20 protein-coding genes and 1 pseudogene are annotated in these 25,012 nt (G+C 69.4%); 9 read left to right on the top strand and 12 right to left on the bottom strand.

Translation table 11 applies throughout. The features are described from left to right. Nucleotides 1-5: 5 nt before the first annotated feature. Both ACIA8E_RS28735 and ACIA8E_RS28730 read right to left on the bottom strand, forming a co-directional pair. On the bottom strand, nt 6-1,667 hold the full coding sequence (locus ACIA8E_RS28735; RefSeq protein WP_399302202.1) for an ABC-F family ATP-binding cassette domain-containing protein: 1,662 nt from the start codon (nt 1,665-1,667) through the stop codon (nt 6-8). Nucleotides 1,668-2,190: 523 nt separating this feature from the next. Continuing rightward, nucleotides 2,191-3,138, bottom strand: a complete 948-nt coding sequence (locus ACIA8E_RS28730; RefSeq protein ID WP_399302201.1) for a MerR family transcriptional regulator — start codon at nt 3,136-3,138, stop codon at nt 2,191-2,193. A gap of 198 nt (nt 3,139-3,336) precedes the next feature. On the opposite strand from ACIA8E_RS28730, the gene ACIA8E_RS28725 reads away from it, so the two are divergent. The 4 genes from ACIA8E_RS28725 (at nt 3,337) to ACIA8E_RS28710 (ending at nt 7,608) form a co-directional block, all read left to right on the top strand. Next, the gene (locus ACIA8E_RS28725; protein ID WP_399302200.1) at nt 3,337-3,822 is read left to right on the top strand and encodes an SgcJ/EcaC family oxidoreductase; all 486 of its coding nucleotides are present in this window, start codon (nt 3,337-3,339) and stop codon (nt 3,820-3,822) included. A 290-nt stretch (nt 3,823-4,112) separates the two neighbouring features. Beyond that, a complete protein-coding gene (asnB, locus tag ACIA8E_RS28720) occupies nt 4,113-5,954 on the top strand; it encodes an asparagine synthase (glutamine-hydrolyzing) (protein WP_399302199.1) in 1,842 nt (613 codons plus the stop codon). A gap of 186 nt (nt 5,955-6,140) precedes the next feature. Continuing rightward, nucleotides 6,141-6,737: a dihydrofolate reductase family protein gene (locus tag ACIA8E_RS28715; RefSeq protein WP_399302198.1), complete on the top strand. Its 597-nt coding sequence runs from the start codon at nt 6,141-6,143 to the stop codon at nt 6,735-6,737. A 382-nt stretch (nt 6,738-7,119) separates the two neighbouring features. Beyond that, nucleotides 7,120-7,608: a potassium channel family protein gene (locus ACIA8E_RS28710; protein ID WP_399302197.1), complete on the top strand. Its 489-nt coding sequence runs from the start codon at nt 7,120-7,122 to the stop codon at nt 7,606-7,608. An 85-nt stretch (nt 7,609-7,693) separates the two neighbouring features. Here the strand turns inward: ACIA8E_RS28710 and ACIA8E_RS28705 are convergent, their stop codons facing one another. Both ACIA8E_RS28705 and ACIA8E_RS28700 read right to left on the bottom strand, forming a co-directional pair. After that, on the bottom strand, nt 7,694-8,209 hold the full coding sequence (locus ACIA8E_RS28705) for a DinB family protein (protein WP_399302196.1): 516 nt from the start codon (nt 8,207-8,209) through the stop codon (nt 7,694-7,696). A 42-nt stretch (nt 8,210-8,251) separates the two neighbouring features. After that, nucleotides 8,252-9,025 carry a DUF4389 domain-containing protein gene (locus tag ACIA8E_RS28700; protein WP_399302195.1) on the bottom strand — a complete coding sequence of 258 codons (774 nt, stop codon included), beginning with the start codon at nt 9,023-9,025 and terminating at the stop codon, nt 8,252-8,254. Nucleotides 9,026-9,491: 466 nt separating this feature from the next. On the opposite strand from ACIA8E_RS28700, the gene ACIA8E_RS28695 reads away from it, so the two are divergent. Further along, the gene (locus tag ACIA8E_RS28695; protein ID WP_399302194.1) at nt 9,492-10,556 is read left to right on the top strand and encodes a phosphatidylinositol-specific phospholipase C domain-containing protein; all 1,065 of its coding nucleotides are present in this window, start codon (nt 9,492-9,494) and stop codon (nt 10,554-10,556) included. Here ACIA8E_RS28695 and ACIA8E_RS28690 read toward each other — a convergent pair. Further along, a complete protein-coding gene (locus ACIA8E_RS28690) occupies nt 10,492-10,965 on the bottom strand; it encodes a hypothetical protein (RefSeq protein ID WP_399302193.1) in 474 nt (157 codons plus the stop codon). The genes ACIA8E_RS28695 and ACIA8E_RS28690 overlap by 65 nt on opposite strands. 24 nt (nt 10,966-10,989) lie before the next feature. Here ACIA8E_RS28690 and ACIA8E_RS28685 point away from each other — a divergent pair, with 24 nt between their 5' ends. Further along, the gene (locus ACIA8E_RS28685) at nt 10,990-11,667 is read left to right on the top strand and encodes a YoaK family protein (protein ID WP_399302192.1); all 678 of its coding nucleotides are present in this window, start codon (nt 10,990-10,992) and stop codon (nt 11,665-11,667) included. A 164-nt stretch (nt 11,668-11,831) separates the two neighbouring features. Here the strand turns inward: ACIA8E_RS28685 and ACIA8E_RS28680 are convergent, their stop codons facing one another. Both ACIA8E_RS28680 and rpmG read right to left on the bottom strand, forming a co-directional pair. Further along, complete coding sequence (locus tag ACIA8E_RS28680) at nt 11,832-12,092, bottom strand: type B 50S ribosomal protein L31 (RefSeq protein WP_399302191.1); 261 nt, start codon at nt 12,090-12,092, stop codon at nt 11,832-11,834. Nucleotides 12,093-12,154: 62 nt separating this feature from the next. Beyond that, a complete protein-coding gene (gene rpmG, locus ACIA8E_RS28675; RefSeq protein ID WP_399302190.1) occupies nt 12,155-12,319 on the bottom strand; it encodes a 50S ribosomal protein L33 in 165 nt (54 codons plus the stop codon). A gap of 638 nt (nt 12,320-12,957) precedes the next feature. Here rpmG and ACIA8E_RS28670 point away from each other — a divergent pair. Continuing rightward, nucleotides 12,958-14,400 carry a PP2C family protein-serine/threonine phosphatase gene (locus tag ACIA8E_RS28670; protein WP_399302189.1) on the top strand — a complete coding sequence of 481 codons (1,443 nt, stop codon included), beginning with the start codon at nt 12,958-12,960 and terminating at the stop codon, nt 14,398-14,400. 121 nt (nt 14,401-14,521) lie between these two features. Here the strand turns inward: ACIA8E_RS28670 and ACIA8E_RS28665 are convergent, their stop codons facing one another. Then, nucleotides 14,522-16,018, bottom strand: a complete 1,497-nt coding sequence (locus tag ACIA8E_RS28665; protein ID WP_399302188.1) for a hypothetical protein — start codon at nt 16,016-16,018, stop codon at nt 14,522-14,524. Nucleotides 16,019-16,249: 231 nt separating this feature from the next. Here ACIA8E_RS28665 and ACIA8E_RS28660 point away from each other — a divergent pair, with 231 nt between their 5' ends. Continuing rightward, complete coding sequence (locus tag ACIA8E_RS28660; protein ID WP_399302187.1) at nt 16,250-17,386, top strand: aminoglycoside phosphotransferase family protein; 1,137 nt, start codon at nt 16,250-16,252, stop codon at nt 17,384-17,386. Between the two features lie 152 nt (nt 17,387-17,538). Here the strand turns inward: ACIA8E_RS28660 and ACIA8E_RS28655 are convergent, their stop codons facing one another. Continuing rightward, complete coding sequence (locus ACIA8E_RS28655) at nt 17,539-18,873, bottom strand: N-acetylmuramoyl-L-alanine amidase (RefSeq protein ID WP_399302186.1); 1,335 nt, start codon at nt 18,871-18,873, stop codon at nt 17,539-17,541. 387 nt (nt 18,874-19,260) lie between these two features. Here ACIA8E_RS28655 and ACIA8E_RS28650 point away from each other — a divergent pair, with 387 nt between their 5' ends. Beyond that, nucleotides 19,261-21,474, top strand: a complete 2,214-nt coding sequence (locus tag ACIA8E_RS28650) for a germacradienol/geosmin synthase (protein WP_399302185.1) — start codon at nt 19,261-19,263, stop codon at nt 21,472-21,474. Here ACIA8E_RS28650 and ACIA8E_RS28645 read toward each other — a convergent pair. The 3 genes and pseudogenes from ACIA8E_RS28645 to ACIA8E_RS28635 form a co-directional block, all read right to left on the bottom strand. Next, entirely contained in the window at nt 21,450-23,684 is a 2,235-nt protein-coding gene (locus tag ACIA8E_RS28645; RefSeq protein WP_399302229.1) for a glycosyl hydrolase family 95 catalytic domain-containing protein, read from the bottom strand. The two genes, ACIA8E_RS28650 and ACIA8E_RS28645, sit on opposite strands and share 25 nt — an antisense overlap. Nucleotides 23,685-23,991: 307 nt before the next feature. Continuing rightward, the gene (locus ACIA8E_RS28640) at nt 23,992-24,492 is read right to left on the bottom strand and encodes a hypothetical protein (RefSeq protein WP_030928952.1); all 501 of its coding nucleotides are present in this window, start codon (nt 24,490-24,492) and stop codon (nt 23,992-23,994) included. Between the two features lie 98 nt (nt 24,493-24,590). Beyond that, a pseudogene (locus tag ACIA8E_RS28635) lies at nt 24,591-24,986 on the bottom strand (ACT domain-containing protein); the annotation flags it as partial. Nucleotides 24,987-25,012: the final 26 nt, after the last annotated feature.

The raw sequence follows: 25,012 nt of genomic DNA, 5'->3' as shown, positions 1-25,012 counted from the left end.
GGCGCTCAACCGGCCTCCGGCGCTTCGAGCAGGTCGCGGACCTCTTCGGCGCTCGTCTCCTGGATTTCCTCACCGAGGAGCAACCAGCGGGTGATGCCCGCCGATTCGAGGAAGGTCAGGTCGTGGCCGGCGATCAGGAGCGCGCCCCGGTAGGAGTCGAGCGCGCTCGTGAGCTGTCGCACGCTGGCCATGTCGAGGTTGTTGGTTGGCTCGTCCAGCATGAGCAACTGCGGGGCCGGTGCGGCGAGCATGGACGCCGCGAGGGCGGCCCGGAAGCGTTCGCCGCCCGACAGGGTGCCCGCCGGCTGTTCGGCGCGTGCCCCCTTGAACAGGAACCGCGCGAGCTGGGAGCGGATGTGGTTGTCGGTGATGCCGGGAGCCAGGCGTGCCACGTTCGCTGCGACACTCAGCTCCTCGTCCAGCACATCCAGGCGCTGCGGCAGGAACCGCAGCGGCACAAAGGTCCTGGCCTCACCGGACAGCGGTGCGAGCTCCCCGGTGAGGGTGCGCAGCAGAGAGGTCTTTCCGGCTCCGTTGCGCCCGACCAGCGCGATGCGTTCGGGCCCGTGCACCTGGAGATTGCCTCCGCGCAGCTTGCCGAACCGGAGGCCCAGGTCCTGCAGACTCAGGACGGTGCGGCCGGCGGGCACGGCGGTATGGGGCAGGCTCACCCTGATCTCGGCGTCGTCGTGGACCGCGTCCGCAGCCTCCTCGCGCCGCTCGCGCGCCTCGTGAAGACGGTCCTCCTGCAGACCGCGGAGCTTGTCCGCCGACTCCTGCGCGGACCGCTTGCGCTCACCGGCGACGATTCTCGGGGCCCGCCGCTCGGCATCCATCTTCTTGCTGTGCCGCTGGCGTCGCGCCGCCTTGATCCGGGCCTCCTCCAGTTCGCGCTTCTGCCGGCGGACATCCCCCTCGGCGACCCGCAGCATCCGGCCGGCCGCCTCCTGCTGAGTGGCCACCGCCGCCTCGTAGGCGGACCAGCCGCCCCCGTACCAACTCACTGATCCGGAGCGCAGTTCGGCGATGCGGTCCACCCGCTCCAGCAGCTCACGGTCATGGCTGACGACGACCAGTACACCCGAGCGCCAGGAGTCGACGGCTTCGTAGAGCCGACGGCGTGCGAACAGGTCAAGGTTGTTGGTCGGTTCGTCGAGCAGGAGTACGTCGGGACGCTCCAGCAGCAGCGCGGCCAGGCGCAGCAGAACGGTCTCCCCGCCGGACATCTGGCCTACCGTGCGGTCCAGTTCGATGTCGCCGAGTCCGAGCGAGCCGAGTGTTGCCTGGGCCCGCTCCTCGACGTCCCAGTCGTCGCCGATCGTCTCGAAGTGCTCGACGCTCACGTCTCCGGCCTCGATTGCGCGCAGCGCCGCGCGCCGCCCGGCGATGCCCAGGGCCTGGTCGACGCGGAGCGTCGTGTCGAGGGTGATGTTCTGCGGCAGGTAGGCGAGGCTGCCGCCGACGGTCACCGATCCCTGCGAGGGACGCAGTTGGCCGGCCAGCAGTCGCAGCAGAGTGGACTTGCCGGTGCCGTTGGCGCCCGCGAGGCCGGTGCGGCCCCGGCCGATGGTGAGGGAGAGCCCGTCGAAGACGGTCGTGCCGTCCGGCCACCGGAAGGACAGGGCGGAGCAGGTCACGGAGGTGCTGGGCGCAATGGGGTTGGTCATGATGATTCTCGCAGTCACAAGCGCAGGGACAGGGGGCTTCGTATGCGAGCACCACGCGGCGACCGAACCGGGAAGAAAAGGGGGTGTGGCCGCCCTCCGAAAGGTGAGGGACGGCTCATGCACCGAGGTCGCATCCACGCGGGGTCACGGGCGGCAAGAAAGCCGGCAGCAGCGTGACGGGCGTACGGGCGATGCCGTACCGCGCGATGATCGCGAACCTCAGATGCGCAACGTCCACCTCTATCGGAGACAACAGGACTCAAAAACTGTACCTCAACCACCCACTCGGTGTCCGGCACCTCGATGGGGCGGCCGGCCGACCGCTGTCCGTGGGTGTGGTCGGTCTGCCGCTGGATCGAAGGCGAGTCCGGGGCCATCGACCACATCGCCGATCCGGATGAAACGGCGATGCGGTCCGGCGCTGTTCCTCACAGCCCTTACCCGGATCGCCCCTGCGAACATGCCGACCGCCGGGGCCGCGTGGTGCCGTCGGCCGCCCGGGACCGCTTCACCGGCGATGCGATCACGGCCGGGCGCGCTGTATCCGGGCGCGCAATGCCTGGATGGACCAGTCGAACACCATGGTCAGACTGTGCGGGACCGGCCAGCCGTTGATCACGGCGAGGAGCTGAAAGTACTGCTCCCTGCGCGGGTCGTTCACAGTCTCCAGCCGGGTCAGGAGCCGGCGTCGGAGATCGCTGTCATCACGGTGACCGGAGACGTACGCGTAATGAGCCGTGAGCGCGGCGACGACAGGGTCGGCCTCGGGCGAGGCGGGGGCGACGCCCGCTGACAGGGCAGGGCCGACCTGGTCACGGACGACTGCGGCAAAGTCGCGGCGCACCACCCCGGTGTCGCCCTGGGCGCGCTCGGCCGCCAGATCGTCCGCCATCCGCCGCACAGCGGCGCGGAAGTCCGGATCCTGGGAGAGCTCGGCGAGCTCCACCCACGCCTCGACCTGCTCCGACTCGGAGTCGTCCGGCAGCTCGGGCGTCATCGTGCGGATCACCGCCGTGAATGCGGGGTCGGCCTGCCGGTGGGCGAAGACGTCGTCGAGGAATTCGGTGATCAGGTCTCCGCGTTCCTTTTCGGAGAGCTTGGCGAGTCTGTGCATGAGATCCATCTCCTCAGGGGTGGGCCCGCGCCTGGCCACCGCCGTCAACACCGCGCGCCGAAGGCGCAAGGTGCGGATCTGCACCGCCAGTGCTTCGGCGTGCGCTGCGGCAACCTCGGGCAGCGGCAGTTCCCGGTCCACGACCTTGCGGATCGTGGGCAGGTCCAGCCCCAGAGCGCGAAGAGTCCGCACGAAGTCCAGGCGCGCAACGGCGTCGATGTCGTACAGGCGGTAGCCGGCCGGGCTGCGGCCTGTCGGCGCCACGATCCCGCGGTCGGAGTAGAACCGAATGGTCTTGACCGTCAGCCCGGTGCGCCGGGCCAGGTCGCCGATCGAGTAGAGCGTGTCGCCGTCCATGCCCCCACCTTCTTGTCTCCCCCGGCTGGAGACTCAAGCTCGGTCGGCCACCAATCGAACACCCTTCGCCGACGGTGCGCCGGATCAGCGAGCTGCTGCTGAGGCGGAGCGCGGCACCCTTGGGCAGGGCATGACGCACCGCGATGGTGACGCCTGGTCGCGGCCCGCGGCGACACGGACCGTGGCAGGATCGGCGCCATGAACGAGAGCCCCGATGAGGAGTCCGTAACACCTGCGGTGCGGGATCTCTACGAAGAGCTGCTCCGCGCCTGGAACCGCCGCGACGCTCACGCCTATGCGGCGCTGTTCACCCCTGATGCCGCGATGATCGGGTTCGACGGAAGCCAGGTGCGCGGCTCGGAGGTGGAGCGTCATCTCGCACCGATCTTCGCCGACCATCCGACCGCGGCATATGTGTGGAAGGTGCGGGAGGTGCGGCCACTGGGCGGCAACGTGGCCATGCTGTGCGCCATAGCGGGGATGGTGCCGCCGGGACAGTCCGAGCCGAATCCCGCGGTGAATGCGGTGCAGACCCTGGTTGCCGAGTACGGTTCCGGATCATGGCGCGTGGCCCTGTTCCAGAACACTCCGGCGGCGTATCACCAGCGTCCGGATCTGGTGGAGCAGCACACCGGCGAACTTCAGCAGGTGCTCCGGGCAGAGCACGGTCGGTATCAAGGCTGATCAAGACCTTGCCGGTGGCCGAACGGGCGCGTGCGGGCCTCGACCCGGTCGTACGCAATCCCTGCGCAGCACAGATACTCGGAATCGATTGATCCGCTCGCCGTAGGCCCGACAGACCCGAACGGCGGGGCTCCCGGAGCCATCGGGGTGTCGTCGCGTTGACGATTGCAACGGGGAGGCACACGCTCGTCATATAAGTGCGAGATACATGTTGTTCGATTGTCGCGAAAGAGGCGCGCGAAGATCCGCGGCGATGCCTCGCGAGGTCGAGCCATAAGCAGGAGGCATCTATGTGCGGTATCACCGGCTGGATCTCCTTCGACCGCGATCTGCGGTCCGAGTCCGCCGTACTGGACGCGATGACTGCGACGATGGCGTGCCGGGGCCCCGACGACAGCGGCACGTTCTTCGACGGGCCGGCCGGCCTGGGGCACCGCAGGCTCGCCATCATCGACCTGCCGGGCGGCCGTCAGCCGATGACGGCCCGGACCCCGCAGGGCGACGTGGCGATGGTGTACTCCGGCGAGGCGTACAACTACCCCGAGCTCAGAGTCGAACTGGCCGGTCTCGGACACCGGTTCACGACCGACTCCGACACCGAGGTCGTGCTCCACGGCTACCTGGAGTGGGGGGACGCGGTGGCCGAGCGGCTCAACGGGATGTACGCCTTCGCCGTGTGGGACGCCCGCACACAGAAACTGGTGATGATCCGCGACCGCATGGGCATCAAGCCCTTCTACTACGCCCCCACGGCGGACGGAGTGCTGTTCGGCTCCGAGCCGAAGGCGATCCTCGCCAACCCTCTGGCGCGGCGCGCGGTCACCCTGGACGGGCTGCGTGAGCTGTTCGCCTTCGTGAAGACCCCGGGGCACGCCGTGTGGGACGGGATGCACGAGGTCGAGCCCGGCACGGTCGTCACCGTCGACCGCGACGGGCTGCACCGGCACACCTACTGGACCCTGGAGACGCGGCCCCACACCGCCGACCAGGCCACCTCGATCGCCACCGTGCGCGAGCTGCTCGACGACATCGTGCGCCGCCAGCTGGTCTCCGACGTACCGCGCTGCACACTCCTGTCGGGCGGTCTGGATTCGTCCGCCATGACCGCCATCGCCGCCCGGCATCTCGCGGAACGCGGCGAGACGGTACGCAGCTTCGCCGTGGACTTCGTGGGGCAAGCCGACAACTTCGTCGCGGACGAGCTTCGCGCCACGCCCGACACCCCGTACGTGCACGACGTGGCCCGGGCGGCCGGTACCGAGCATCTCGACATCGTGCTCGACTCCCAGGCGCTCGCCGATCCCGACGTGCGAGCGCGGGTGATCCGGGCCCGTGACCTGCCGATGGGCTTCGGCGACATGGACGCTTCGTTGTACCTGCTGTTCAAGGCGATTCGCGAGCATTCCACGGTGGCCCTCTCCGGCGAGTCCGCCGACGAGGTGTTCGGCGGCTACCTCCAGTTCTTCGACGAGGAGGCCCGCGCCGCCGACACCTTCCCGTGGCTGGTGAAGTTCGCGGAGCACTTCGGGGACGACGCCGATGTCCTGCGCCCCGACCTGACGGACGCGCTCGACCTGCCCGGGTACATCCGCCACAGTTACGCGGTCGCCACAGCCGGGATCCGCCGCCTGGACGGCGAGTCCGACTTCGAGTACCGGATGCGGCGGATCTGTCATCTGCACCTGACCCGCTTCGTGCGGGTACTCCTGGACCGCAAGGACCGGACGAGCATGGCCGTCGGTCTGGAGGTCCGAGTGCCTTATTGCGACCACCGGCTCGTCGAGTACGTGTACAACACGCCATGGTCGCTGAAGTCGTTCGACGGACGGGAGAAGAGCCTGCTGCGGGAGGCCACCCGCGATGTACTCCCCCAGTCGGTGTACGACCGGGTGAAGAGCCCGTATCCGTCGACACAGGATCCGAAGTACGCGATCGCCCTGCAGGAGCAGGCCAAGGATCTGTTGGCCGCACCCTCCCACCGGGTCTTCGAACTCGTGGACCGGGACCGGCTGAAGCGGGCCGCGCACCGTGAACTCCCGCAGATCACCCAGGCGTCGCGGCGCGGGCTGGAGCGCACCCTGGATCTGGCTGTCTGGCTCGATCTCTACGATCCTGAGCTGCTGCTGGACTGATGCGGCCGGCGAGATCCGAACGCTCCTGCCACCGCTCGCTCACAACGGCCCACCGGTGTGCCGACACGGGCAGTGCCCACGTGTTCGTGGAGTCGTCACTCGCCGATGCCACACACGCGCGATGATTTTCGCGCGGCGCGGCAGTCTCCATTGCTGCACACCCGAACAGCGAAAAGGAGCGAGCCCATGCGCATCGTGATCAGTGAGTTCATGAGCTTGGACGGCATCGTGCAGGCGCCGGGCGGACCCGACGAGGACACGGACGGCGGCTTCGCCCATGGCGGCTGGTCGCACCCGTTCTTCGATCCGGAGGTGGTGGGCGGTGCCTTCGACGACGCATTGACCAAGGCCGAGGCGCTGCTGTTCGGTCGCCGCACCTGGCAGACGATGGCAGCGGCATGGCCCGAGCGAGCCGGTGACCCGTTCGCCGACCGGATGAACGCCATCCCGAAGTACGTCGTGTCAGCGACGCTGGGCGACGACAAACTGGCGTGGGTCAACACCACGCGTATCTCCGGCGACGAAGCGGTCGCCCGCATCCGGGAGCTGCACGAGACCGACGGAGGCGACCTGTTGGTCATGGGGAGCCCCACACTCGTGCGCACCCTCCTGCGCGAGGACCTGGTCGACGAGCTTCGGCTCATGATCATGCCGGTGATCCTCGGTGGCGGCAAGACGATCTTCCCCGACGACGGTGCGCAACGCACGCTGCAACTGGTTTCCACGGTCACCAGCGGGACGGGCGTGCAGGTGTGCACCTACCGGCCGGTCGCCGCGCGGTAGGCCGGGGCAGCTGGGCATACGGCGGGCGCGCCCAGGGTCTTTCGTTCGGATCGGGCTGGATCAGGGAGCGGCCCGCCGCGGGGCGGCTGATGTCACCGTGGTGCGTGCAGCTGCAAGGCGGCGGAGGGAGCCCACGCGGAGCGTGGGTCATCCCGGCAGCCACCGGGAACAGCGGCGGCACTGCCGGCAGCGGGTGGCGGCGCTCTGTGCCGCAGCAGGCGAGAAAGGCTCGGAACGGGTCCGGTCACGCCGGTGCCGTAACGAGGAGCCGGGACGCGGTTTCCTGGCCGGGACCGGCGTGTGTCAGGCCGCTCACCAGGACCGTTCGACGGTAGCGTCGCCCTCACTCTTCTCTCTGCCTGGAGCCCGGGGGGTTCTGCCCGTGCAGCAATCGTTCTTCGCGCTTCTGCTCGGTCGCCTACTGACCAACCGGTGGTGGCGCACCTTTCATGCCCGGGCCGCCCTGTCGGTGTCGGCGGCCACGACCGCGGTCCTGCTGGCCGGGGCGGCATTGGTCGTTCCCGCCGAGGAGGGCGCGCCCGGGGCGAACATCACCTCGTTCCCCAAAGCCGTCTGGTGGTCCATCGAGACCGCGACGACGGTCGGGTACGGGGATCTGTACCCCGTGACCGCATGGGGGCGGGTGATCGCCTCGGTGATGATGCTGGCCGGCATCACCACCTTCGGCATGGTCACCGCGTCCATCGCCACATGGTTCGTCGGCCGGGCCGAGCAGGATGCCCAGGAAGTGGGCAGGGCGGTTCGCCGCTATGCCCGGCACGGTGAGGATGTGTTCGACGCCGAGCTTCGGGCGCTGCACGAGAGGTTCGACCGTGTGGAGCGACTGCTCGAGAGAAACGGCGAACGATAGGTGCCGACCGGCAGCCGGCCACCCGTCGGGCGCGGCCACGGTCCCCGGCGTGTGCGGGAAGCGGGAGCAGCGACGGGGTCGCCGCTCAGCCCCCCGTCACCCCGTCGAGGCGTTCGCGCACCAGGTCGGCGTGGCCGATGTGACGCGCGTACTCCCCGATCATGTGGACATGCACCAGGCGCAGTGAGAAGACCTCGCCGCCATGTGTGAAGGTGTCGTCGAGCGACGCATCGGCGACGACGGCGTCCGCGAGTCGGCACTCCTCGACCAGGCGCGCATAGTCGTCGGCCGCACGGGCCGGGTCCAGGTCCTCGAAGTCCGCGTCCTTGCCCCGGGCCGGGTCGTACATCGGGTCCAGCGGCTGTCCGGCGAATCGCTCCCGGAACCAGGTGCGTTCGACCTTCGCCATATGGCGGAGCAGCCCGAGAAGGGTGAGGTTGGACGGCGGAACGGTCCTTTCGGCGAGCTGTTCACCGGTCAGGCCGGCGCACTTCTGCAGCAGTGTGCTGCGGAACCAGCCGAGATAACCCGTGAGCATCTCCCGCTCGCCGGCGACCAAGGAGCCAGGGGTGCGCTTCGCTTCAGGTGCTGTCCAAGTCATCGCATGATCATGCCTGTTGGCCCGAACTCCGTGCCAGGCCTTTTACCAGTTGTCGGCGGTGTCGGATGTCCATGCGGTTGTCGTGGAGGTGGTGATGTCGGTGGCCACTCCGATGATCAGAAAGAGGGTCAGCAGGGCCTTCCCTGCACCGCTCATGACCAGCGGCCGGGTGGCAGAACGCGTCTGCTGCTCCGGTACGGAGAGGGCGTCGTCGCCGAAGAACCCCTTGGGGTAGGCCGACGTGAGCATCATGAAGTAGGCGGAGAAGCGCATGCTGTAGCGGAGTGTGGCGGCCGAGGCCTCGAACAGGGGACGGGGCATGCGCCCCAGGATGAGCGTGATCAGCCACCAGATGAAGGACAGGGCCCACCAGCCCGACGACGCGAGGCCCTGCACAACGGCCGCCGGAATCATCAGGAACAGCCGGAAGAAGACGGCCGCCCGGTTGAGCTCGGTCGGCCGTACCTCGATCCGGACCGGGTAGTCCGGCGGCGGGGTCAGCGTGAACGGCGGATAGCGGTCGATCAGCAGCATCGCACTCGCGCCGACCCGCATCCGGTAGCCGAGATATCCGGCGAGGAAGCGGAAGACCGGTCCGGGCAGCCGCCCCAGGACCAGGGCGGCGAACCATCCCACGATGACGGTGAAGAAGGCCGCGATGTGGAGGAAGAACAACACGATGAAGTGCGGGATCAGCAGGAGGAGTCGCACCAGGACGGTGAGTCGCCGTTGTCCCGGCGGCTCGACGAGGTCCAGGACGGGCAGCCATTCGCCAAGGTCCGCTCCCCTGGGGCCCGTCCACTGGGCGTCAGCCATGTCGCTCCTCCTCGGCGGGTGACGCGTACGCCATCGGCACACACGTCATCACCCCACGCTGGGCCCTCGGAAGCCGGCCCGCAATCGGTCACCGGCCGATCGGGGCCGATGCACCCGGCCGACCGGGTGATGGTGGCGTCCGGCCCGGTGCGGTCGGGGCCGTGTCGACCCATCAGGTCGCGATGCCTTCGTCCCGGCCGCTGAGAACGAGGACCAGCCCCAGCCGGTCGGACCTCCCCAGGGCCGCATCCGGACCCGCACCCGGTCCACGGACCGTTCACGACCGAGGGCGGTACGGGTCCCGTCGTGCTCCGTCACGCCCAGCGCCCGGGCCGTAGGGCCGGGCATGACGACCTGTCGTCGCTGTCGGACCCGAACGGCCGGTTTCCGTACCCCTGCCCGTCACCCAACTCTCCTATCGTGCCAGTCGTTTGACGCGTTCGCATCAACGATGAGGGTGAGGGTCATGGGAGACGGACGGTACATGGGACACGGATGGCGTCGAGGGCTGACGACCGCGGCGGCCGGTCTGCTCGCTGTCGGACTGACTGCCGGATCTGCCCGTTCGGCCGACACGGGTGAGTCCGCCTACTCGGGGACCACCGGTGTCGGTGTGCACAACGCGTACGAGAAGGGCACCTATCCCTATTTCGCCGACGCACTCGACTCCGGTGCGGCGCTCCTCGAACTCGATGTGTGGACCAATGTCTTCGGCAGTTCCTGGCGGGTCTCGCACAGCAATCCGATCGGCAACGACAACAACTGCGAGAACGCCGCCAATGCGAGCCAGCTGCGCACCAAGGCGCGCAATCAGAATCTGGCCGGTTGCCTCGCGGACATCAGAGCCTGGCACGACGCGCACCCCGGGCACCGGCCGGTGGTGCTGAAGCTCGAACTCAAGGACGGCTTCCAGGCCAACAACGGCCGGGGCCCCGCCCAGCTGGACGCCCTGCTGTCCGACAAGCTCGGCAGCGCGTTGTTCCGGCCCGCCGATCTGGCCGGTGGCCACGCCACGCTCGACGAGGCGGTGCGTGCCGGCGGCTGGCCCGCCCGGTCCGCGCTTGCCGGGCGCTTCGTCGTGGAGCTGATCCCCGGGACCGTCGAAGAGGGCAACCCCGCCGACACGCTGTGGACCGACCGGGAGTACGCCACTCATCTGCGCGATCTCGCGGCGGCCGGGCGGCTGGGGGACGCGGCCGCCTTCCCCGCTGTGCACCGGGCCGAGGCCGGTGACCCGAGAGGGCGCTACACGGACGCGGGTATCCGGCCCTGGTTCGTCGTCTTCGACGGGGACGCCGCCACGTACGCCGGTGGGTCCATCGACACGGGGTGGTACGCCCGGAACCAGTATCTCGTCGTGATGACCGACGCCCACAATGTGGCGCCCGCCATCGACGGCACGAGCCCGACAGAGGCTCAGGCCCTCGACCGGCTCGCCTTGTTGGCGGGGAAGCACGCGAGCATCATCACCGCGGACTGGCATGCGCTGAGTCAGGTGCTCTCGACAGTCGTGCCGCGCGCGGCGGGCTGACGGAGGCCGATGGGTCCGACGGGTCCGACGGGTTACGGAGCAGCGCGGCCACCAGTTCGTCGTCCGCGCCGAGCAGTTCGGCGACGTAGCCGCGTACGGAGCAGGACGCGGCGGCCAAATCCGCCGGGAAGCGGGTCATGACGGCGGCGGGGGCCGTGCCGTAGCCGGGCCGGTTCGGCTCCTGGTCCTCGGGGTCCGCCCGCCGGACGGCGAGGAGGCGCTCGCCGGCGAGGCCGGTGAGGGCGGCGTCGGCGACGATGCCGCCCTCGTCGAGCCGTCCTCCCCCCGACCTTGCCGAACGAGTCGGAACGGTCAGCCGGCCCCGCAGGACGGGGCACCCGTCGGCGCCGGTGCATCCACCGACGTCGCCGAAGTTGTGGAGTCGCACGGAACGTATCTGTCGGTTCACGAAGTGGAACCCTAGGGTGGCAGCGTGTCCACTCCTACGGTGCCCACCGGCCGGTTCAGCGCGGATCCCGCACGCGATCCATGGGGCGAGTGGGCGCTGATACTTCTGTCCGCCGCGTCCGGGGCTGCGGATGCGTTCGCCTTCATCTGTCTCGGCCAGGTGTTCGCCGGGGTGATGACCGGCAATCTCGTGCTGCTGGGAGGCTCCGCCGCCGGTGTCGGGGAGCACGGGGTCGCACTGCGTGTCGTCACCGCGCTCGTTGCGTACGGCTGTGGGGTCGCGTGCGGCGCGTGGATGGGTGAGGGGCTGCGGTGGCGGCTGCCGATGATGCTACTGGTCGAGGTGGTGCTGCTCACGGCAGGCGCCGTGCTGTGGGGGCTGGAGCTGATCACGTCCGACGGGGACCGGCTCGGGCTGTTGGCGGTGATCTCCCTGGCGATGGGGATTCAGGGCCGGATCCGCGCAACGCCGACCAACTACTTCACCGGCACGCTGACGTCGCTTGTCGGGCGGATGGCGCTGCGGTCCCTGCGCGGCGAGGACGGCTGGGTGATGGGCCGGCTGATCGCTGTCGTGGTGGGTGCGACGGCGACCGCGTTGACGGTCCGGCTCTGGCCGGGCGCCGCTGCCTGCGTCGCCGCGGCGCTGGCGGCGGGAGCCCTGCTCGCCGAGGTGGTGCCGGGGCGACCGTCCCGGGGGTGAGGAACGGGCGGACAGCGAGAAGCCCCGGCCGGATCGGGGGAATCCAGCCGGGGCAGCTTTGGGTGTGGGCGCTCAGCGCGTCATCCACATATAGGTGAACGATAAACCATCGCGCCCTGTTCCACGGAATCGGCACCGCCGACTGTGACGCGTCGCACGGGGCTTCAGTGTCCGGCGGGCACCGTCGTTCCGTAGCGGCGCCGGAACTGCTCGATTCGTCCGGCGGTGTCCACCACCCGGTTGGTCCCGGTGTAGAACGGATGGCTCGCGGACGAGGTCTCCACATCGATGACCGGGTAGCTGTTGCCGTCCTCCCACTCCACACGCTGATCTGCGTCAGCGGTCGAACGGGTGAGGAAGGCCACCCCCGCGGCGCGGTCGCGGAAGACGACCTGGCGGGAGACGGGGTGGATGCGGGGCTTCATATGCGTTCCTTCCTTGGCGTCATGAATGGGGAGGACTGCTGATGCCGGCCGTACCCGACGGGTCAGCGTTCCTCGCGGAAGAGGACGTGCCGCCCGGTGGCGGGGTCGAACTTGCGCAGGACCAGCCGGTCGGGATCGTTACGACGGCTCTTGCGTGTCACATAGGTCTGTCCCGTGCCCGCGGTCGACCTCAGAGTGACGACGGGACGGGCTTCACTGCGTGCCATGGGCACCTCCGGACGCTGACACCGACCCCATCCCTTTCTTGTGGGAATGGGTGTCGTTTTCGTTCTGGTGCTGTAACGCGAGAGGGCCGGGCCGCATTCCCGTCGCGGACGCCTGCCCGGAGGGAAGCAAACGAGGGTTGCCCCGTCTCGGACACCGGGTGCCGAAAGCCCGCCCCACGACGAATCGGGAAGATCCACCGTGCACATGCCATCCGGACATCGACCTCACCTCCTTCGGGCCCTGCACCGGCCCCGAGGCCGGGACCACCGTCGCGGAGCGCCGCCGTGAACACGTGACGGACCGCCCCGCAGCCCGGTGCGCCCTCGTCCCGGCCCGACGGAGCGTCAGCTCAGCGGCGGAGGCTCCAGCGCATATGCCCCGATCAGGTGCGGTGACCCGCGCAGGAACGACGCGCACGGGCGAGGGGCGAGCCGCACGCGCCTGATGACTTGCATCAACGGCCGTGGGTGGCAAGGCTGTTCGAAGAACCGGGGCTCTGCACGGCCTATGGCATATGCCAGAAGCAACAACGTATCGAGTGTTGCCAAACCACTTACAGGCTCCCGCAGCCTGTGCCACAGTCGTCTTCGGTCCACCTTTCAGACCTGGTTGTGCCGCGCCTGTATCGGAGTACGAGATGCCGTCCCATCTGTCCGCGGACCGCCCCGCCCCACAGCCTCCCGAGCGCGACGCCGTCGACGTGCTGATCAACCGGACCCGTCGGCTGCGCGGAGATGTGGATGCTGTGCGGCGGGACGCGGCGCTGGCCGACGAGGACGATCCTCAGCTGCGCTGGCAGCGCGCGCTCTGTGAGCTGGCGGTCCATCATCTCGACGATCTCGGCACGCATCTGGGACAGCTCAAGGAAGGCCCGCCGCCCGGGTCGGCGGAGCAGCCGGCACAGGGCGCGGAGCGGGTGCAGCAGGAGACCGTCGCCGAGCCGCAGGCCGCTGCGCTGCTGAGCCGGGTGGGCAGCGCCGAGTGGAATCTGCTGACCGACGAGGTCAGTTGGTCGGAGGAGCTGTACGAGATCTTCGGCCGGCTTCCGGAGGCGGGACCGCTGTCGCTCGACGAACTTCCGTCCGTGCTGTTCCCAGAGGACCAGCCACTGCTCACCACGCTGGTGACGGACTGTCTGGTCGACGGAAGGCCGATCGACGGCGAGTTCCGCATCCTGCGGACCGACGGCCGGATGCGCACCCTGCACATGATGAGCGAGCCTGTTCTCGACGCGGACGGCTGCACCGCCTCCATGTGGGCCGTCCTGCGGGATGTCAGCGAACTGCGACGCAGCCAGCGCGTGGTGCGCCAGACCGGCGACACCTTACGGCGCCAGCAGCACATGGCGCAGACCGAGCGCCGTATGGCGGTCGAGCTCCAGGAGGCCGTACTCCCCGCGTGGCGCGGCTCGCTGCTGCTCCCACAGCGCGGACCCGGCGCACTGGATGTCGCGGCCCGCTACCTGCCGTCGCATGCCAGTGATCTGATCGGCGGCGACTGGTACGACGCGCTGGAACTGCCGGACGGCAGGACACTGCTCACGGTCGGCGATCTGACCGGTCACGGCATCCCGGCCACCTCGGCAATGGCGATGCTGTTGGGAGCACTGCGCGGGATGGCGGTGGCGGGCATCGAGCCGGGCGCCCTGATGGGCCACCTCAACCAATTACTCGAAGCGTCCGTGCAGCCCGCGCTCGGCAGTGCGATGTGCTGCCGTTTCGACCCCGTGACCGGCACTCTCGCCTGGGCACAGGCCGGCCACCCCGCACCGCTGCTGTTCCGCAACGGAGCGGGACGACCCCTGCCATCACCGGACGGGGTGCTGCTCGGCGCCGCCTCCTCGGTGGCGTACGAGCAGGACGAAGTGACCCTGCTGCCCGGCGATGTGCTGGTTCTGCACACCGACGGACTGACCCGCCGCAGCGACCGGGGGGCGGGCCCGGAGGCGCTGCTCGCGCTCGCACCGCGCTTCGCCGAGGCGCGCACGGCACAGGACTGCGTACGGACGGTCGTCGAGGAGTTCGGTGGCACCGAGCGCCTGGACGACGCATGCGTGCTGGTCGCCCGTATCGGGGTGTGAGCCCGGGTCGGGTCAAGAGCACGAGTGCACAGCACAGGGACGCAGACGGAAGTCGCCTGCTCGTGTCGTGCGGTGATCGGACGGTGGGTGATCGGAGCCCTGTCGTCGCAGCGCCCCTGGATCAGATCTCCGAGCTTCTCGGCCGCTTGATCACGGAGGTCTGCGGCATCGCGAGATTGATCTCCTCACGTAGGTCCTCGATCTTCGCGTACCCGGCGAACTGCCCGGTGAGCCGGTACATCTGGCGCAGCCGGTCCCAGGTTCGGTGCGAGGAGGTCTCCCCCATCGTCACCAGGGCGAGCCGCGCGTATCGGTCGGCCTGCTCCGGGTCGTCTGCGATGAAGCACGCCGAGGCGAGCGAGATGTAGTCGAAGATCTTGGAGCGCTGGCGCCCGTTGGCGCGCAGTTCCAGGGCCTGCTTGGCATGGCGCTGGGCGATGACGGCCACCGACGGATCGTGCTCGGCGAGCGTACGGAATGCCAGGGCCTGCATGCCGTGCAGATCCGCCTCGTCGAACAGCTGCATCCAACTGGGCGGCGGAACATCGGTCTTGTCCGATACGAAGAGCTCCTCGGCCTTGCCGAGTGTGCGGCGCATGGCCTGACCGCGGCCCATGGACGCCTGCGCCCAGGCCTCGATGGTGTGCAGCATCGCCTGGGTGCGTGGCAGCACCATGTCCCCGGAACCGGACTTGGCGAGCTTCATCAGGTCCAGCGCGTCGTCGGGACGGCCCAGGTGGACCATCTGACGGGCCGCGCGGGAGAGCGCCTCGCCCGCGCGCGGGCGGTCGCCGCCCTCGCGCGCCGCATGGGCGGCGATGACGAAGTACTTCTGGGCGGTGGGTTCGAGGCCGATGTCGTGGGACATCCATCCGGCGAGTACGGCGAGGTTGGCGGCAACACCCCAGAGGCGGCGTTGCAGATGGTCGGGGTGGTGGTAGGAGAGCATGCCGCCCACCTCGTTGAGCTGGCCCACGACCGCCTTGCGCTGGAGTCCGCCGCCCCGGGAGGCGTCCCAGGCGCGGAACACCTCGACGGACCGTTCGAGTGCTTCGATCTCCTCCGACCCGATGGGTGCGGCCTCGTACCGGTCGAAGCCGGCCGGGTCCGCGTGGAGGGGATCGTCGATCCGTGGAGCGTCGGCCGCCAACACGGGGTCGGTGTGCAGCCAGTCGTGCATGGGGCCGGTGATGGTCGATCCTGCGGCGAGCGCGGCGCCCGCGCTCACCAAGCCGCGTCGGTTGAGCATGAGGTCCATTCCCGTGAATTCGGTGAGGACCGCTGCCGTCCGTTCGGGCGCCCACGGCAGACCGTCGGGATTGTGTTCCGTCCCGACCTCTTGCCGCTTCCCCACACGCCCGCGCCGACCGAACCCGAGGTCCTCGATGGTCACGACACGACCGAGTCGCTCGGTGAACAGGGCTGCCAGCACTTCGGGCACGGGATCACGGGGGGACTCCCCCATGTCGATCCAGCGCCTCACGCGCGAGGTGTCGGTGGCCAGCTGCGGGTAGCCCATGGCCGCCGCCTGCCGGTTCACCATTCTCGCGAGTTCGCCCTTGGACCAGCCGGCAAGGCCGAACAGATCCGACAGACGGGTGTTGGGTTCTCCGGTCACGTCAAGCCCCCAGGTTCTCGGCTGAGTTGACAGTAACCCCCTGTCAGATGCCTTGCGACTATTCGCCAGGGTTCGCCAGGGTCCGCCAGATGGTCTGCCACCCGCGAACCGGTGTCAGGTAGGAAAGCGCCACCCCGCCCGGCAGCCCTAGGCACTCCCCAGGGTGCCGAACGGCCGCCGGCCGGGGCGGCGCACGCATCTTGTCGGCGCACGAAGGGATCTGTCTCGCCCATGTACACAGCATCGTCCTCCGTGTCCGCACCGCCCCGGCCCCTGCGTCCCATGGGGGCGGGCGCCGGACCGTACCTCGCCCCGCATGCCGGTCCGCCGGCGCCCGGCACGGTCCGACCCCGTCGGCCGGCGGGGCCGGGCGCCCCACCGCTCAGCGGGCGTCTGGATCTGTCCGGTCCGCAGGGCGCGCAACTGAGGATGGCGATCGCCTCGGTGCACCGGATCTGCCCGGAGTTCAACCCGGTCCAGGTGCTGCGCCGCAGCGGACGTTCGGTACTGCTCGTCGGCACCACCGGACGCACGACAGCGGTCGCGAAGTGTTTACTGGACCACTCCCCCGTCTGGTCGGAGCGGTTCCGCCACGAGATAGCGGTATACCGGGCGTTCGTCCGGCACCGTCCGCCGGTCCGGGTGCCGCGGCTCATCGCAGCGGACCCGGAGAACTGCACGCTGGTCATCGAGCGGATGCCGGGACGTGTGGCGGCGCTGACGAGGCACCCGTCGGAGGCTCCGCCCAGGGCCGATGTACGGGCCGCGCTGGGCGCGATCAGCCGGGTCAACGCCTGGCGGCCGGCCGCCGGGTTGTTCGACGCCCAGCTGGACTACGCCTCACGCATCGCCCGCTATCACGAGCTGGGTCTCTTCACCGACCGTGATCTGGGTGACCTGCAGAAGCTGCTGCACGGCCTGGCGCACGCGGGCGGCCGTCAGGGCATGGGGCAGTTCTGCCACGGTGACGCCCTGCTCTCCAACATCCTGCTGTCGCCGACGGGTCCGGTACTGGTGGACTGGGAGCACGCGGGCTGGTATCTGCCGGGGTACGACCTGGCGACGCTGTGGGCGGTGCTGGGCGACGCGCCGGTCGCGCGGCGCCAGATCAGCCAGCTGGCACAGGCCACGGGTCCGGCGGCGCGGGATGCGTTCCTGGTGAACCTGATGCTCGTACTGACGCGGGAGATCCGTACGTACGAGACGGCTGTGCAGCGGGCGATGCGGGAGACCGCACCTACGGGCGGCGGTCAGGAGCGTCCGGGCGTGCTGTCGTCGGGCGAGGAGCAGCGGCTGCTGCTGCGGCGGCTGCACGACGACTGCGCGATGGCCCGGCGGGCCGTGCGTGCTGCGGTCGGCACTCGCTGACGCGGCTCCACGAGGGATGCGCGCTGCGGGTCCGGTGCCGACACACCGGGCCCGCAGCGCCCTGTTGAGGTCAGCACCTCCGGCAGTCGCGGAGCGGGGGCGGATTCGCGGGCAGAGCCCCCGAAGGGCCTCGCCCGCTCAGCCCCGAGCCGTCACCGCACCCGCACCACATCCACCTCCGACGCCTTCACGAACGCGATGCGGTGCCCGATCTGCACCGTCACGTACTTCTCCCCGCCCTTGAAGTACGCATGGTCCAGCGGGTACGACGCATCGATCGTCGGCGCGTAGAAGAACCCGGTCGGCGCCTCGCCCCCGCCGGGGTACGACTGCCCGGCCTTGATCGTGTAGGGCAGCGGCGTTCCCACCCGCTGGTCCGCGAAGTCCGCCGGGTATTCCGACTTCTCCGGGTAGGCCACCCCGTACACCGGCACATCGGTACGGCCGGCCTTCGGCCGGACGACGTAGCCGGCGGTCGGCACGGCGGTCCGGGCCTTCGCGGGAGTCTCGAACCAGGCCTTCTGGCCGTACCACCAGATCGCCGTCCAGCCGGGCGCGTGGTCTGCGACCACCGCCTGCTGAGTCGCGCTGATCTTGCTGCCCCAGTCGGCCGCGCAGTTCGTGCCGGGCGAGCCGTCGGTGTGCAGGCCCGGGTCGGAGAACAGCGGTGCGTCGGTGGACGGTTCGGTGTGGAGCGGGACGGCGCTGCTGCCCTGGACCGGCAGGTCGACGTTCTTCTCACAGTCGCGGAAAGCCTGCTTGTTGTCCTTGAAGCGGGGGCTGACGGTGACGAGCGGGCTGCTCTTCGGTGCGCTCGGCACGGTCGTCGGCTTGCCGAGCAGCGCCATGAAGCGGTTCCAGTCCCAGTACGTTCCCGGGTCCCAGTGCATGTTCTTGGTACCGGCCGTGCTGGTGGGCGGCACACCGTCGTGGCCGATGATGTGCTGCCGGTCGAGGGGGATGTCGTACTTGGCGGCGAGGTAACGCACCAGCTTCGCCGTCGAGTTGTACAGCTCGGGGGTGTACCACTTGGCACCCTCGACGGCGACACCCTCCTGCTCGATGCCGATGGAGTGGGTGTTGACGTACCAGTTGCCCGCCTGCCAGGCGACGTCCTTGTCCTTGACCATCTGGGTGACATGACCGTCGCCCGAGCGCACCACATAGTGGGCCGAGGTCTGATTCAGCGGGTTCTGGAAGATCTTCAGGGTGGTGTCGAAGTCTTCTTCGGTATCGTGCAGAACGATGAATTTGATCTTGTTGCTGTGCGGGCGGTCCGCGGTGTCGTAGTTGCCGTACGTCTCCTTGTCGGCCGGATCGCCGGTCTGCTGATAGGCCGCCGGGACCCAGTCGCAGTCGAGGCCGCGGGGACACTCGGGCCGCACCCCGTCCGCACCGGCCTGCGCCGCGGGAGAGAGCAGCGCGAGACTCAGGGCGCCGATGGTGGTCAGGGCGAGAGTGAGTCTGGTCCTCTGCTTGGACGTCATGACAACCCTTCTTGGAGCTGCGCGCTTCGAAAGTCGTACGTGGTCCGATGTCACTGTTCGGCTATGGGCGCACACTCTGTGACCTCAGGTGATAGCGCGTCAAGAGCGCAAGGCGGGTTGTCGGACGAGCCACTGGACCAGACCACTGGCAGGGGCTCTGACCTGCGAAGGTCAGGAAGCAACGACTGTGTGGCGGTGGGGCGTTACCTGAGTTTTACGGAGCGGACGGGCATGCGCCGCGGTCCGCCGATACCCCGCACGCATACGTACCTTTTATGCGACTAATTCCTGGTGTGCGTGCCTCGGACGGCCGAAGGGTAGTGCTCGCGCGGACACGCAAGGTCCGCGCGGGCCCCGCGCGGAATTTCTCGGAAAGGCCGGACGCACATGGCTCAGCCCTTCACCCTGCCGGACTTCTATGTTCCGTATCCGGCGCGGCTCAACCCCCATGTCGAGGAGGCGCGACAGCACACCAAGTCCTGGGCGCGCAGCATAGGGATGGTGGAAGGGTCCGGCATCTGGGAGGAGACGGACCTCGACTCCCATGACTACGCGCTGCTCTGCGCGTACACCCACCCTGACTGCTCGGCGGAGGCCCTGTCACTGGTCACCGACTGGTATGTGTGGGTGTTCTTCTTCGACGACCACTTCCTGGAGTTGTTCAAGCGCACCCCGGACCGGGAGGGCGGCAAGAAGTATCTGGACCGGCTGCCGGCGTTCATGCCGATGGAACGAGGGGCGCGGACACCCGAGCCGACGAACCCGGTCGAGGCGGGGCTGGCCGATCTGTGGGCGCGGACTGTGCCGAGCATGTCCGACGCCTGGCGGGCCCGGTTCGCGGAGGCGACCGAGAACCTGCTCAACGAGTCACTGTGGGAACTCGCCAATATCAACGAGGGCCGCATCGCGAACCCTGTGGAGTACATCGAGATGCGCCGCAAGGTGGGCGGCGCGCCGTGGTCGGCGGGGCTCGTGGAGTACGCGGCGGGCGCCGAGGTCCCCGATTCGGTGGCCGACGAACGTGCGCTGCGGGTGCTGCGGGACGCCTTCTCCGACGGTGTGCATCTGCGGAACGACCTGTTCTCGTACCAGCGGGAGGTCGAGGACGAGGGCGAGAACAGCAACGGTGTGCTGGTGCTGGAGACGTTTCTGAACTGCTCCACCCAGGAGGCCGCCGAGGCGGTGAACGATCTGCTGACCTCACGGCTCCAGCAGTTCGAGAACACCGCGCTCACCGAACTCGGGCCACTGTGCGCGGAGAAGGGACTCGATCCGACGGAGACCGCGACGGTTCTCGCGTACGTCAAGGGGTTGCAGGACTGGCAGTCCGGCGGCCATGAGTGGCACATGCGCTCCAGCCGCTACATGAACGATGGCGGGGCGGGCGAGGCCGCCCTCGGCTTCGGTATGTCCGCCGCGTCGATCCGCTTCACACCGCGGTCGGAGCGGGCCCGCCTGCACAGCCACACCCATGTGCCCTACCGGCACGTCGGCCCGTCGCTGCTGCCCGAGTTCGACCTGCCGTTCGGTACGACGCTCAGTCCGCATCTGGACGGGGCCCGGGTCCGGATCGTCGACTGGGCGCGTCGCATGGGGATCCTGGAGGCGCAGCCGGGGGTGCCGGGCTCGCACATCTGGGACGAGGAGCGGCTCGTCGCGATCGATCTGCCGTTGTGCGCGGCGGGTCTGCATCCGGACGCGACGGCGGACGAGCTGGATCTCTCCTCGGGGTGGCTGGCCTGGGGTACCTACGGCGACGACTGGTTCCCGGTGGTGCACGGGCGGGCCCGGGACCTGGCCGGGGCGCGGCTGGCCAATGCGCGTCTCTCGCTGTTCATGCCTCTGGACGGCTCCGCGGCGCCGGAGCCGGTCAATGCGCTGGAGCGCGGTCTCGCCGATCTATGGCAGCGGACGGCGGCCCCGATGGACGACCGCGCACGGCGCGCGTTCCGCACGGCCATCGAGTCGATGACGGCGAGCTGGCTCTGGGAGCTGGCCAACCAGGCGCAGAACCGGATCCCGGACCCGGTGGACTACATCGAGATGCGGCGGCTGACGTTCGGTTCGGACCTCACGATGAGTCTGTGCCGGCTCGGTCACGGGAAGAAGGTGCCGGAGGAGATCTACCGCAGCGGCCCGCTGCGCTCCCTGGAGAACGCGGCGGCGGACTATGCCGCGCTGCTCAACGACCTGTTCTCGTACCAGAAGGAGATCGAGTACGAGGGTGAGGTGCACAACGGCGTCCTGGTCGTGCAGAACTTCTTCGGGGTCGACTATCCGACGGCGGTGGCGATCGTGCACGACCTGATGAACTCGCGGCTGCGCCAGTTCCTTCATGTCGCCGAGCAGGAACTCCCGGTCCTGTACGACGACTTCGGGCTGGACGCCGGGGCCAGGGAGATCCTGGCGGGCTACGTGGAGGAGCTCAGGCACTGGATCGCGGGCATCCTGATCTGGCACCGGGACTGCCGCCGCTACCGCGAAGAAGATCTGCGGCGGGGTACCGGCGCCCCGTGGCACCTCAGTGGTCCCACGGGGCGCGGAGTCTCGGCGGCGCGGGTCACCGCACTGTTCGCTCAGCTCTCGGCCACCAGCGTGTAGCGGCCACCCGCACGGGCCTTGAAGGTCCTCTCGCCGCTCGGCCACAGGGAGCTGCGGACGGTCACTTCGCGGCTTCGGCCCGCCGTGATCACCACACGGCGGGCCTGCCCGGCGGACCATTCGATGTCGACGGTGAAGCCTCCGCGGGCGCGCAGTCCGCGCACCGATCCCTCCGGCCAGCCGGCCGGGAGGGCGGGGAGGATCTCGATCACGTCGTACTGGCTCTGCAGCAGCATTTCGGCGACGCCCGAGGTGGCACCGAAGTTGCCGTCGATCTGGAACGGCGGGTGGGTGTCCCAGAGGTTGGGGAGGGTGGAGCTCTTCAGCTGCTCCGCGAGCATCTTGTGGGAGTGGTCGCCGTCGCGCAGCCGCGCCCAGAAGTTGATCTTCCATGCCTTGGACCAGCCGGTGCCGCCGTCGCCACGCGCCCCGAGTGAGACCTTGGCCGCCTCGGCCCAGTTGCTGCCGGGTTCGATCTGCCGCCCGGGGTGGAGGGCGAAGAGGTGCGATACGTGGCGGTGGTCGTCGGCCGGGTCGTCCCGGTCGGTCTTCCACTCCTGGAGCTGTCCCCAGGAGCCGATCCGCAGCCCGGGGTCGAGCCGGTCGAGGGTCGTCCGCAGGCGACTGCGGAAGGCGGGGGCGTCGCCGAGCGTCCGGGCCGCCTCCAGGGTGTTGGTGAGCAGGTCATGGACGATCTGCTGGGACATCGCGGCGCCCGCGGTGAAGTCACCGTGCTCGGGAGAGTAGCTGGGGGTGACGACGAGCAGCCCGTCGCGCGGGTCGGTGCGCAGATTGGCCAACCAGAACTCGGCGGCCTCCTTCATCGCGGGATAGGCGGTGGAGCGCAGGTAGCCGGTGGAGCCGCTGAACCGGTAGTGCTCGTACATCTGCCGGGTGAGCCAGGCGGCGGCCTCGGGGAACCAGAAGGCGGTCGACCAGTCGTGGACGCCGGTGAAGCCGTACGGGTTGGTCTCGTTGTGCACCACCCAGCCGGCCGTCCCGAACATCTCCTTCGCCGTCCGGCGCCCCGGTGCGCGCATCGCCTCGATGTAGCGGTCGTACGGTGCGTTGGTCTCGGCCAGGTTGGTGGCCTCGGCGAGCCAGTAGTTCATCTGAAGGTTGATGTTGCTGTGGTAGTCGGCGGACCACGGAGGGGTGGTGGAGTTGTTCCAGACGCCCTGGAGGTTGGCGGGCAGCGAACCCGCCCGCGACGACGCGATCAGCAGATAGCGGCCGTACTGGAAGAACAGCGCTTCCAGCGCCCGGTCGGCGGGGCTCGTACCGCCGGTGTACCGGGCGAGCAGCTGGTCGGTCGGCAGGTCGGGCAGCTGCTGGCCGATGTCGAGGGCGACCCGGTCGAAGAGTGCTCCGTGATCGCGTACGTGGGCGGCCCGGACCTTCTCGTACGACGTTCCGGCCGCCTCGTCCACCGTGCGGGTGACCGCACGGTGCGGGTCGTCGCCGCGGTAGGCGGGATAGCGGTCGGCGTAATCGGTGGCAGCGGCGAGGACGAACCAGGCGCTGTCGGCGTCGGTGACGGTCAGCGTGCCGTCGGGCCCGGCGGTGACGCGGCCGCCACTCGTACGGACCCGGATCTGCGCCTCGAAGCGCAGTCCGTTGTCCTTCAGCGCGCCCCGTACGGTCAGCCGGTCTCCAGCGGCGGTCGCGGTGAAGTCGCTGCGCGGCGAGGTGTGGCGCAGGGTGAAGGAGACCTGTCCCGGGCGGTCCGCTCCGAGCCGCCCGGCGATGACGCTGCCGGGGTGGGAGACGAAGAACTCCCGGGTGTGGTGGACGTCCTGGTGGGTGTAGGCGACGGTGGCGAGCGCCGTCCGCAGGTCGAGGGCGCGCCGGTAGGAGGCGTCGGGGGCGGCCGGGGCATTCGGCAGATCGAGCAGCAGGTCGCCGAAGACCTGGTAGGCGCCGTAGCCGCGGCGTGCCTGGCCGAGCTCCGCGGCGACCGAGTCCGGGTCGATGGCGCCCTCGCTGTCGAGGCGTTGCTGCACTGCGGCCAGAGCGCCCGGTCTGGGGGCGGTCCAGTTCCCGAAGTCGTACCCCTGGGCGGAGCCGGGGCCACCGGTCCACAGCGTCTTCTCGTTGAAGGTGAGCCGTTCGGAGGCGAGCGTTCCGTAGACGCTCGCCCCCAGGGCGCCACCGCCGATGGGTAGTGATTCGCGTTCCCAGTCGGCAGCGGGGGTGCGGTACCAGAGCACCGGGTCCACCAGCGTCCTGGCCCCGTCCGACCCCTGCGATCCGGGCGATTCATCGGAGGTACTGGCGGCAGCCTCCGTTCCGGCGAGTGCGGGAACCCCCAGCGCCAGGGCTCCTGTTGCGCCGATGGCTGTCTTCACTGTGGTGCGTCGCGTCATCCCGGGCGTCATGGCGCACGACGCTAAAGGTCCGACGACTGTCCGGACAAGGTGCGTGACAAAGCAGCCTCTTGGACGGAGGCTGCTCAGGGTTGGACAAAAGTGCCCCGCGGCCGTCCGGATCGGTGCGGACGGCCGCGGCAGGGACGTTTCAGCCCTGCTGGAACAGCTCGGCGGGCAGTGGCTTCAGCAGGGTGTACAGATCGTCGGTGATGGGCCGGTCCCAGCTGGCGATGGTGACGAGCACCCCGTCGCTGCGGTCGAACTGGACGCAGGAGATCCGGGTCTCGGACAGCTTCACCCGGCGGACGATCAGCAAGTTGTCACCCTGCATCACCGGCATGTCGTCGGTGCCGGTGACCTCGACCGGCTCGTCGTTCTCCAACGCGAGCAGCAGCTGGGCGACCTCGAACGGGACCTGGCCCTCCTCGGTCTCGCGGGCGGGCGAACCCTCCGGGAGGTTGCCGATGATCATCGCGGGACCGCGGCCGCCGAACAGGTCGTACCGCAGGAAGACACCCTGACAGCTCCCGTCGGGTGCGGGCAGCAGACCGGCGCCGAGGTTTCCGGGCCAGTCCCCCGGGTCCATGGCCAGGACGTCGAAATCCGGGCCCGCGGGTGTGGCGGCGCTACGGCGGCGGAGGAAGGACATGCAGACATGTTACGTGTCCCGGCTCACGTTGCGGAGCCGGGCCCGCGCACGTCGGACGGCCGACCGGCGGGCCAAGGCTTGTCCGGCGCATCATGGCCCGACTCCTCGGCCAGCGCCTCCAGGACGCCCACCGCCTCGGTGCCGCGTCCGTGCGGGACGAACAGGTGGTCGTGGTGGTAGCCGGCCACCACATTGCAGCTCACCCCCGCGTCGGTGAGAGCGAGCGCCACGGCGGCGGTGAGCCCCACGGCGTCCAGCGCGGAGTGGACGCGCAGGGTGATCCAGGCCGCCACATAGTCGTACGTCAGCCCTGCGGCGACGGCTTCCTCCTCCGGGAGCACCAAGGTCAGACCCTCGCGCTCGGTGACCGTCACCACGGGAGCGACACCGGCGGCTGCAGCACCGTCGGGCACCGTGGTGAAGACGTACCGGCCGGCGTTCAGCTCCGGCCTCATGCCGCTCAGCAGGGTTCGCAGGTCGCGTTCGCCAGTCATGATCACCACGCTACGGCGGTTCACCC

Source organism: Streptomyces sp. NPDC051664 (genome assembly GCF_044453545.1).
GTDB lineage: Bacteria > Actinomycetota > Actinomycetes > Streptomycetales > Streptomycetaceae > Streptomyces.
The sequence above is the reverse complement of the archived record's forward strand: the minus strand, read 5'-3'. Positions and strand labels throughout refer to the sequence as shown.

Coding starts and splice junctions, on each gene's coding strand:
- ACIA8E_RS28735 (WP_399302202.1), bottom strand. CDS start 1,667: ATGACCAACCCCATTGCGCCCAGCACCTCCGTGACCTGCTCCGCCCTG.
- ACIA8E_RS28730 (WP_399302201.1), bottom strand. CDS start 3,138: ATGGACGGCGACACGCTCTACTCGATCGGCGACCTGGCCCGGCGCACC.
- ACIA8E_RS28725 (WP_399302200.1), top strand. CDS start 3,337: ATGAACGAGAGCCCCGATGAGGAGTCCGTAACACCTGCGGTGCGGGAT.
- asnB (WP_399302199.1), top strand. CDS start 4,113: ATGTGCGGTATCACCGGCTGGATCTCCTTCGACCGCGATCTGCGGTCC.
- ACIA8E_RS28715 (WP_399302198.1), top strand. CDS start 6,141: ATGCGCATCGTGATCAGTGAGTTCATGAGCTTGGACGGCATCGTGCAG.
- ACIA8E_RS28705 (WP_399302196.1), bottom strand. CDS start 8,209: ATGACTTGGACAGCACCTGAAGCGAAGCGCACCCCTGGCTCCTTGGTC.
- ACIA8E_RS28700 (WP_399302195.1), bottom strand. CDS start 9,025: ATGGCTGACGCCCAGTGGACGGGCCCCAGGGGAGCGGACCTTGGCGAA.
- ACIA8E_RS28695 (WP_399302194.1), top strand. CDS start 9,492: ATGGGAGACGGACGGTACATGGGACACGGATGGCGTCGAGGGCTGACG.
- ACIA8E_RS28680 (WP_399302191.1), bottom strand. CDS start 12,092: ATGAAGCCCCGCATCCACCCCGTCTCCCGCCAGGTCGTCTTCCGCGAC.
- rpmG (WP_399302190.1), bottom strand. CDS start 12,319: ATGGCACGCAGTGAAGCCCGTCCCGTCGTCACTCTGAGGTCGACCGCG.
- ACIA8E_RS28670 (WP_399302189.1), top strand. CDS start 12,958: ATGCCGTCCCATCTGTCCGCGGACCGCCCCGCCCCACAGCCTCCCGAG.
- ACIA8E_RS28660 (WP_399302187.1), top strand. CDS start 16,250: ATGTACACAGCATCGTCCTCCGTGTCCGCACCGCCCCGGCCCCTGCGT.
- ACIA8E_RS28655 (WP_399302186.1), bottom strand. CDS start 18,873: ATGACGTCCAAGCAGAGGACCAGACTCACTCTCGCCCTGACCACCATC.
- ACIA8E_RS28650 (WP_399302185.1), top strand. CDS start 19,261: ATGGCTCAGCCCTTCACCCTGCCGGACTTCTATGTTCCGTATCCGGCG.
- ACIA8E_RS28640 (WP_030928952.1), bottom strand. CDS start 24,492: ATGTCCTTCCTCCGCCGCCGTAGCGCCGCCACACCCGCGGGCCCGGAT.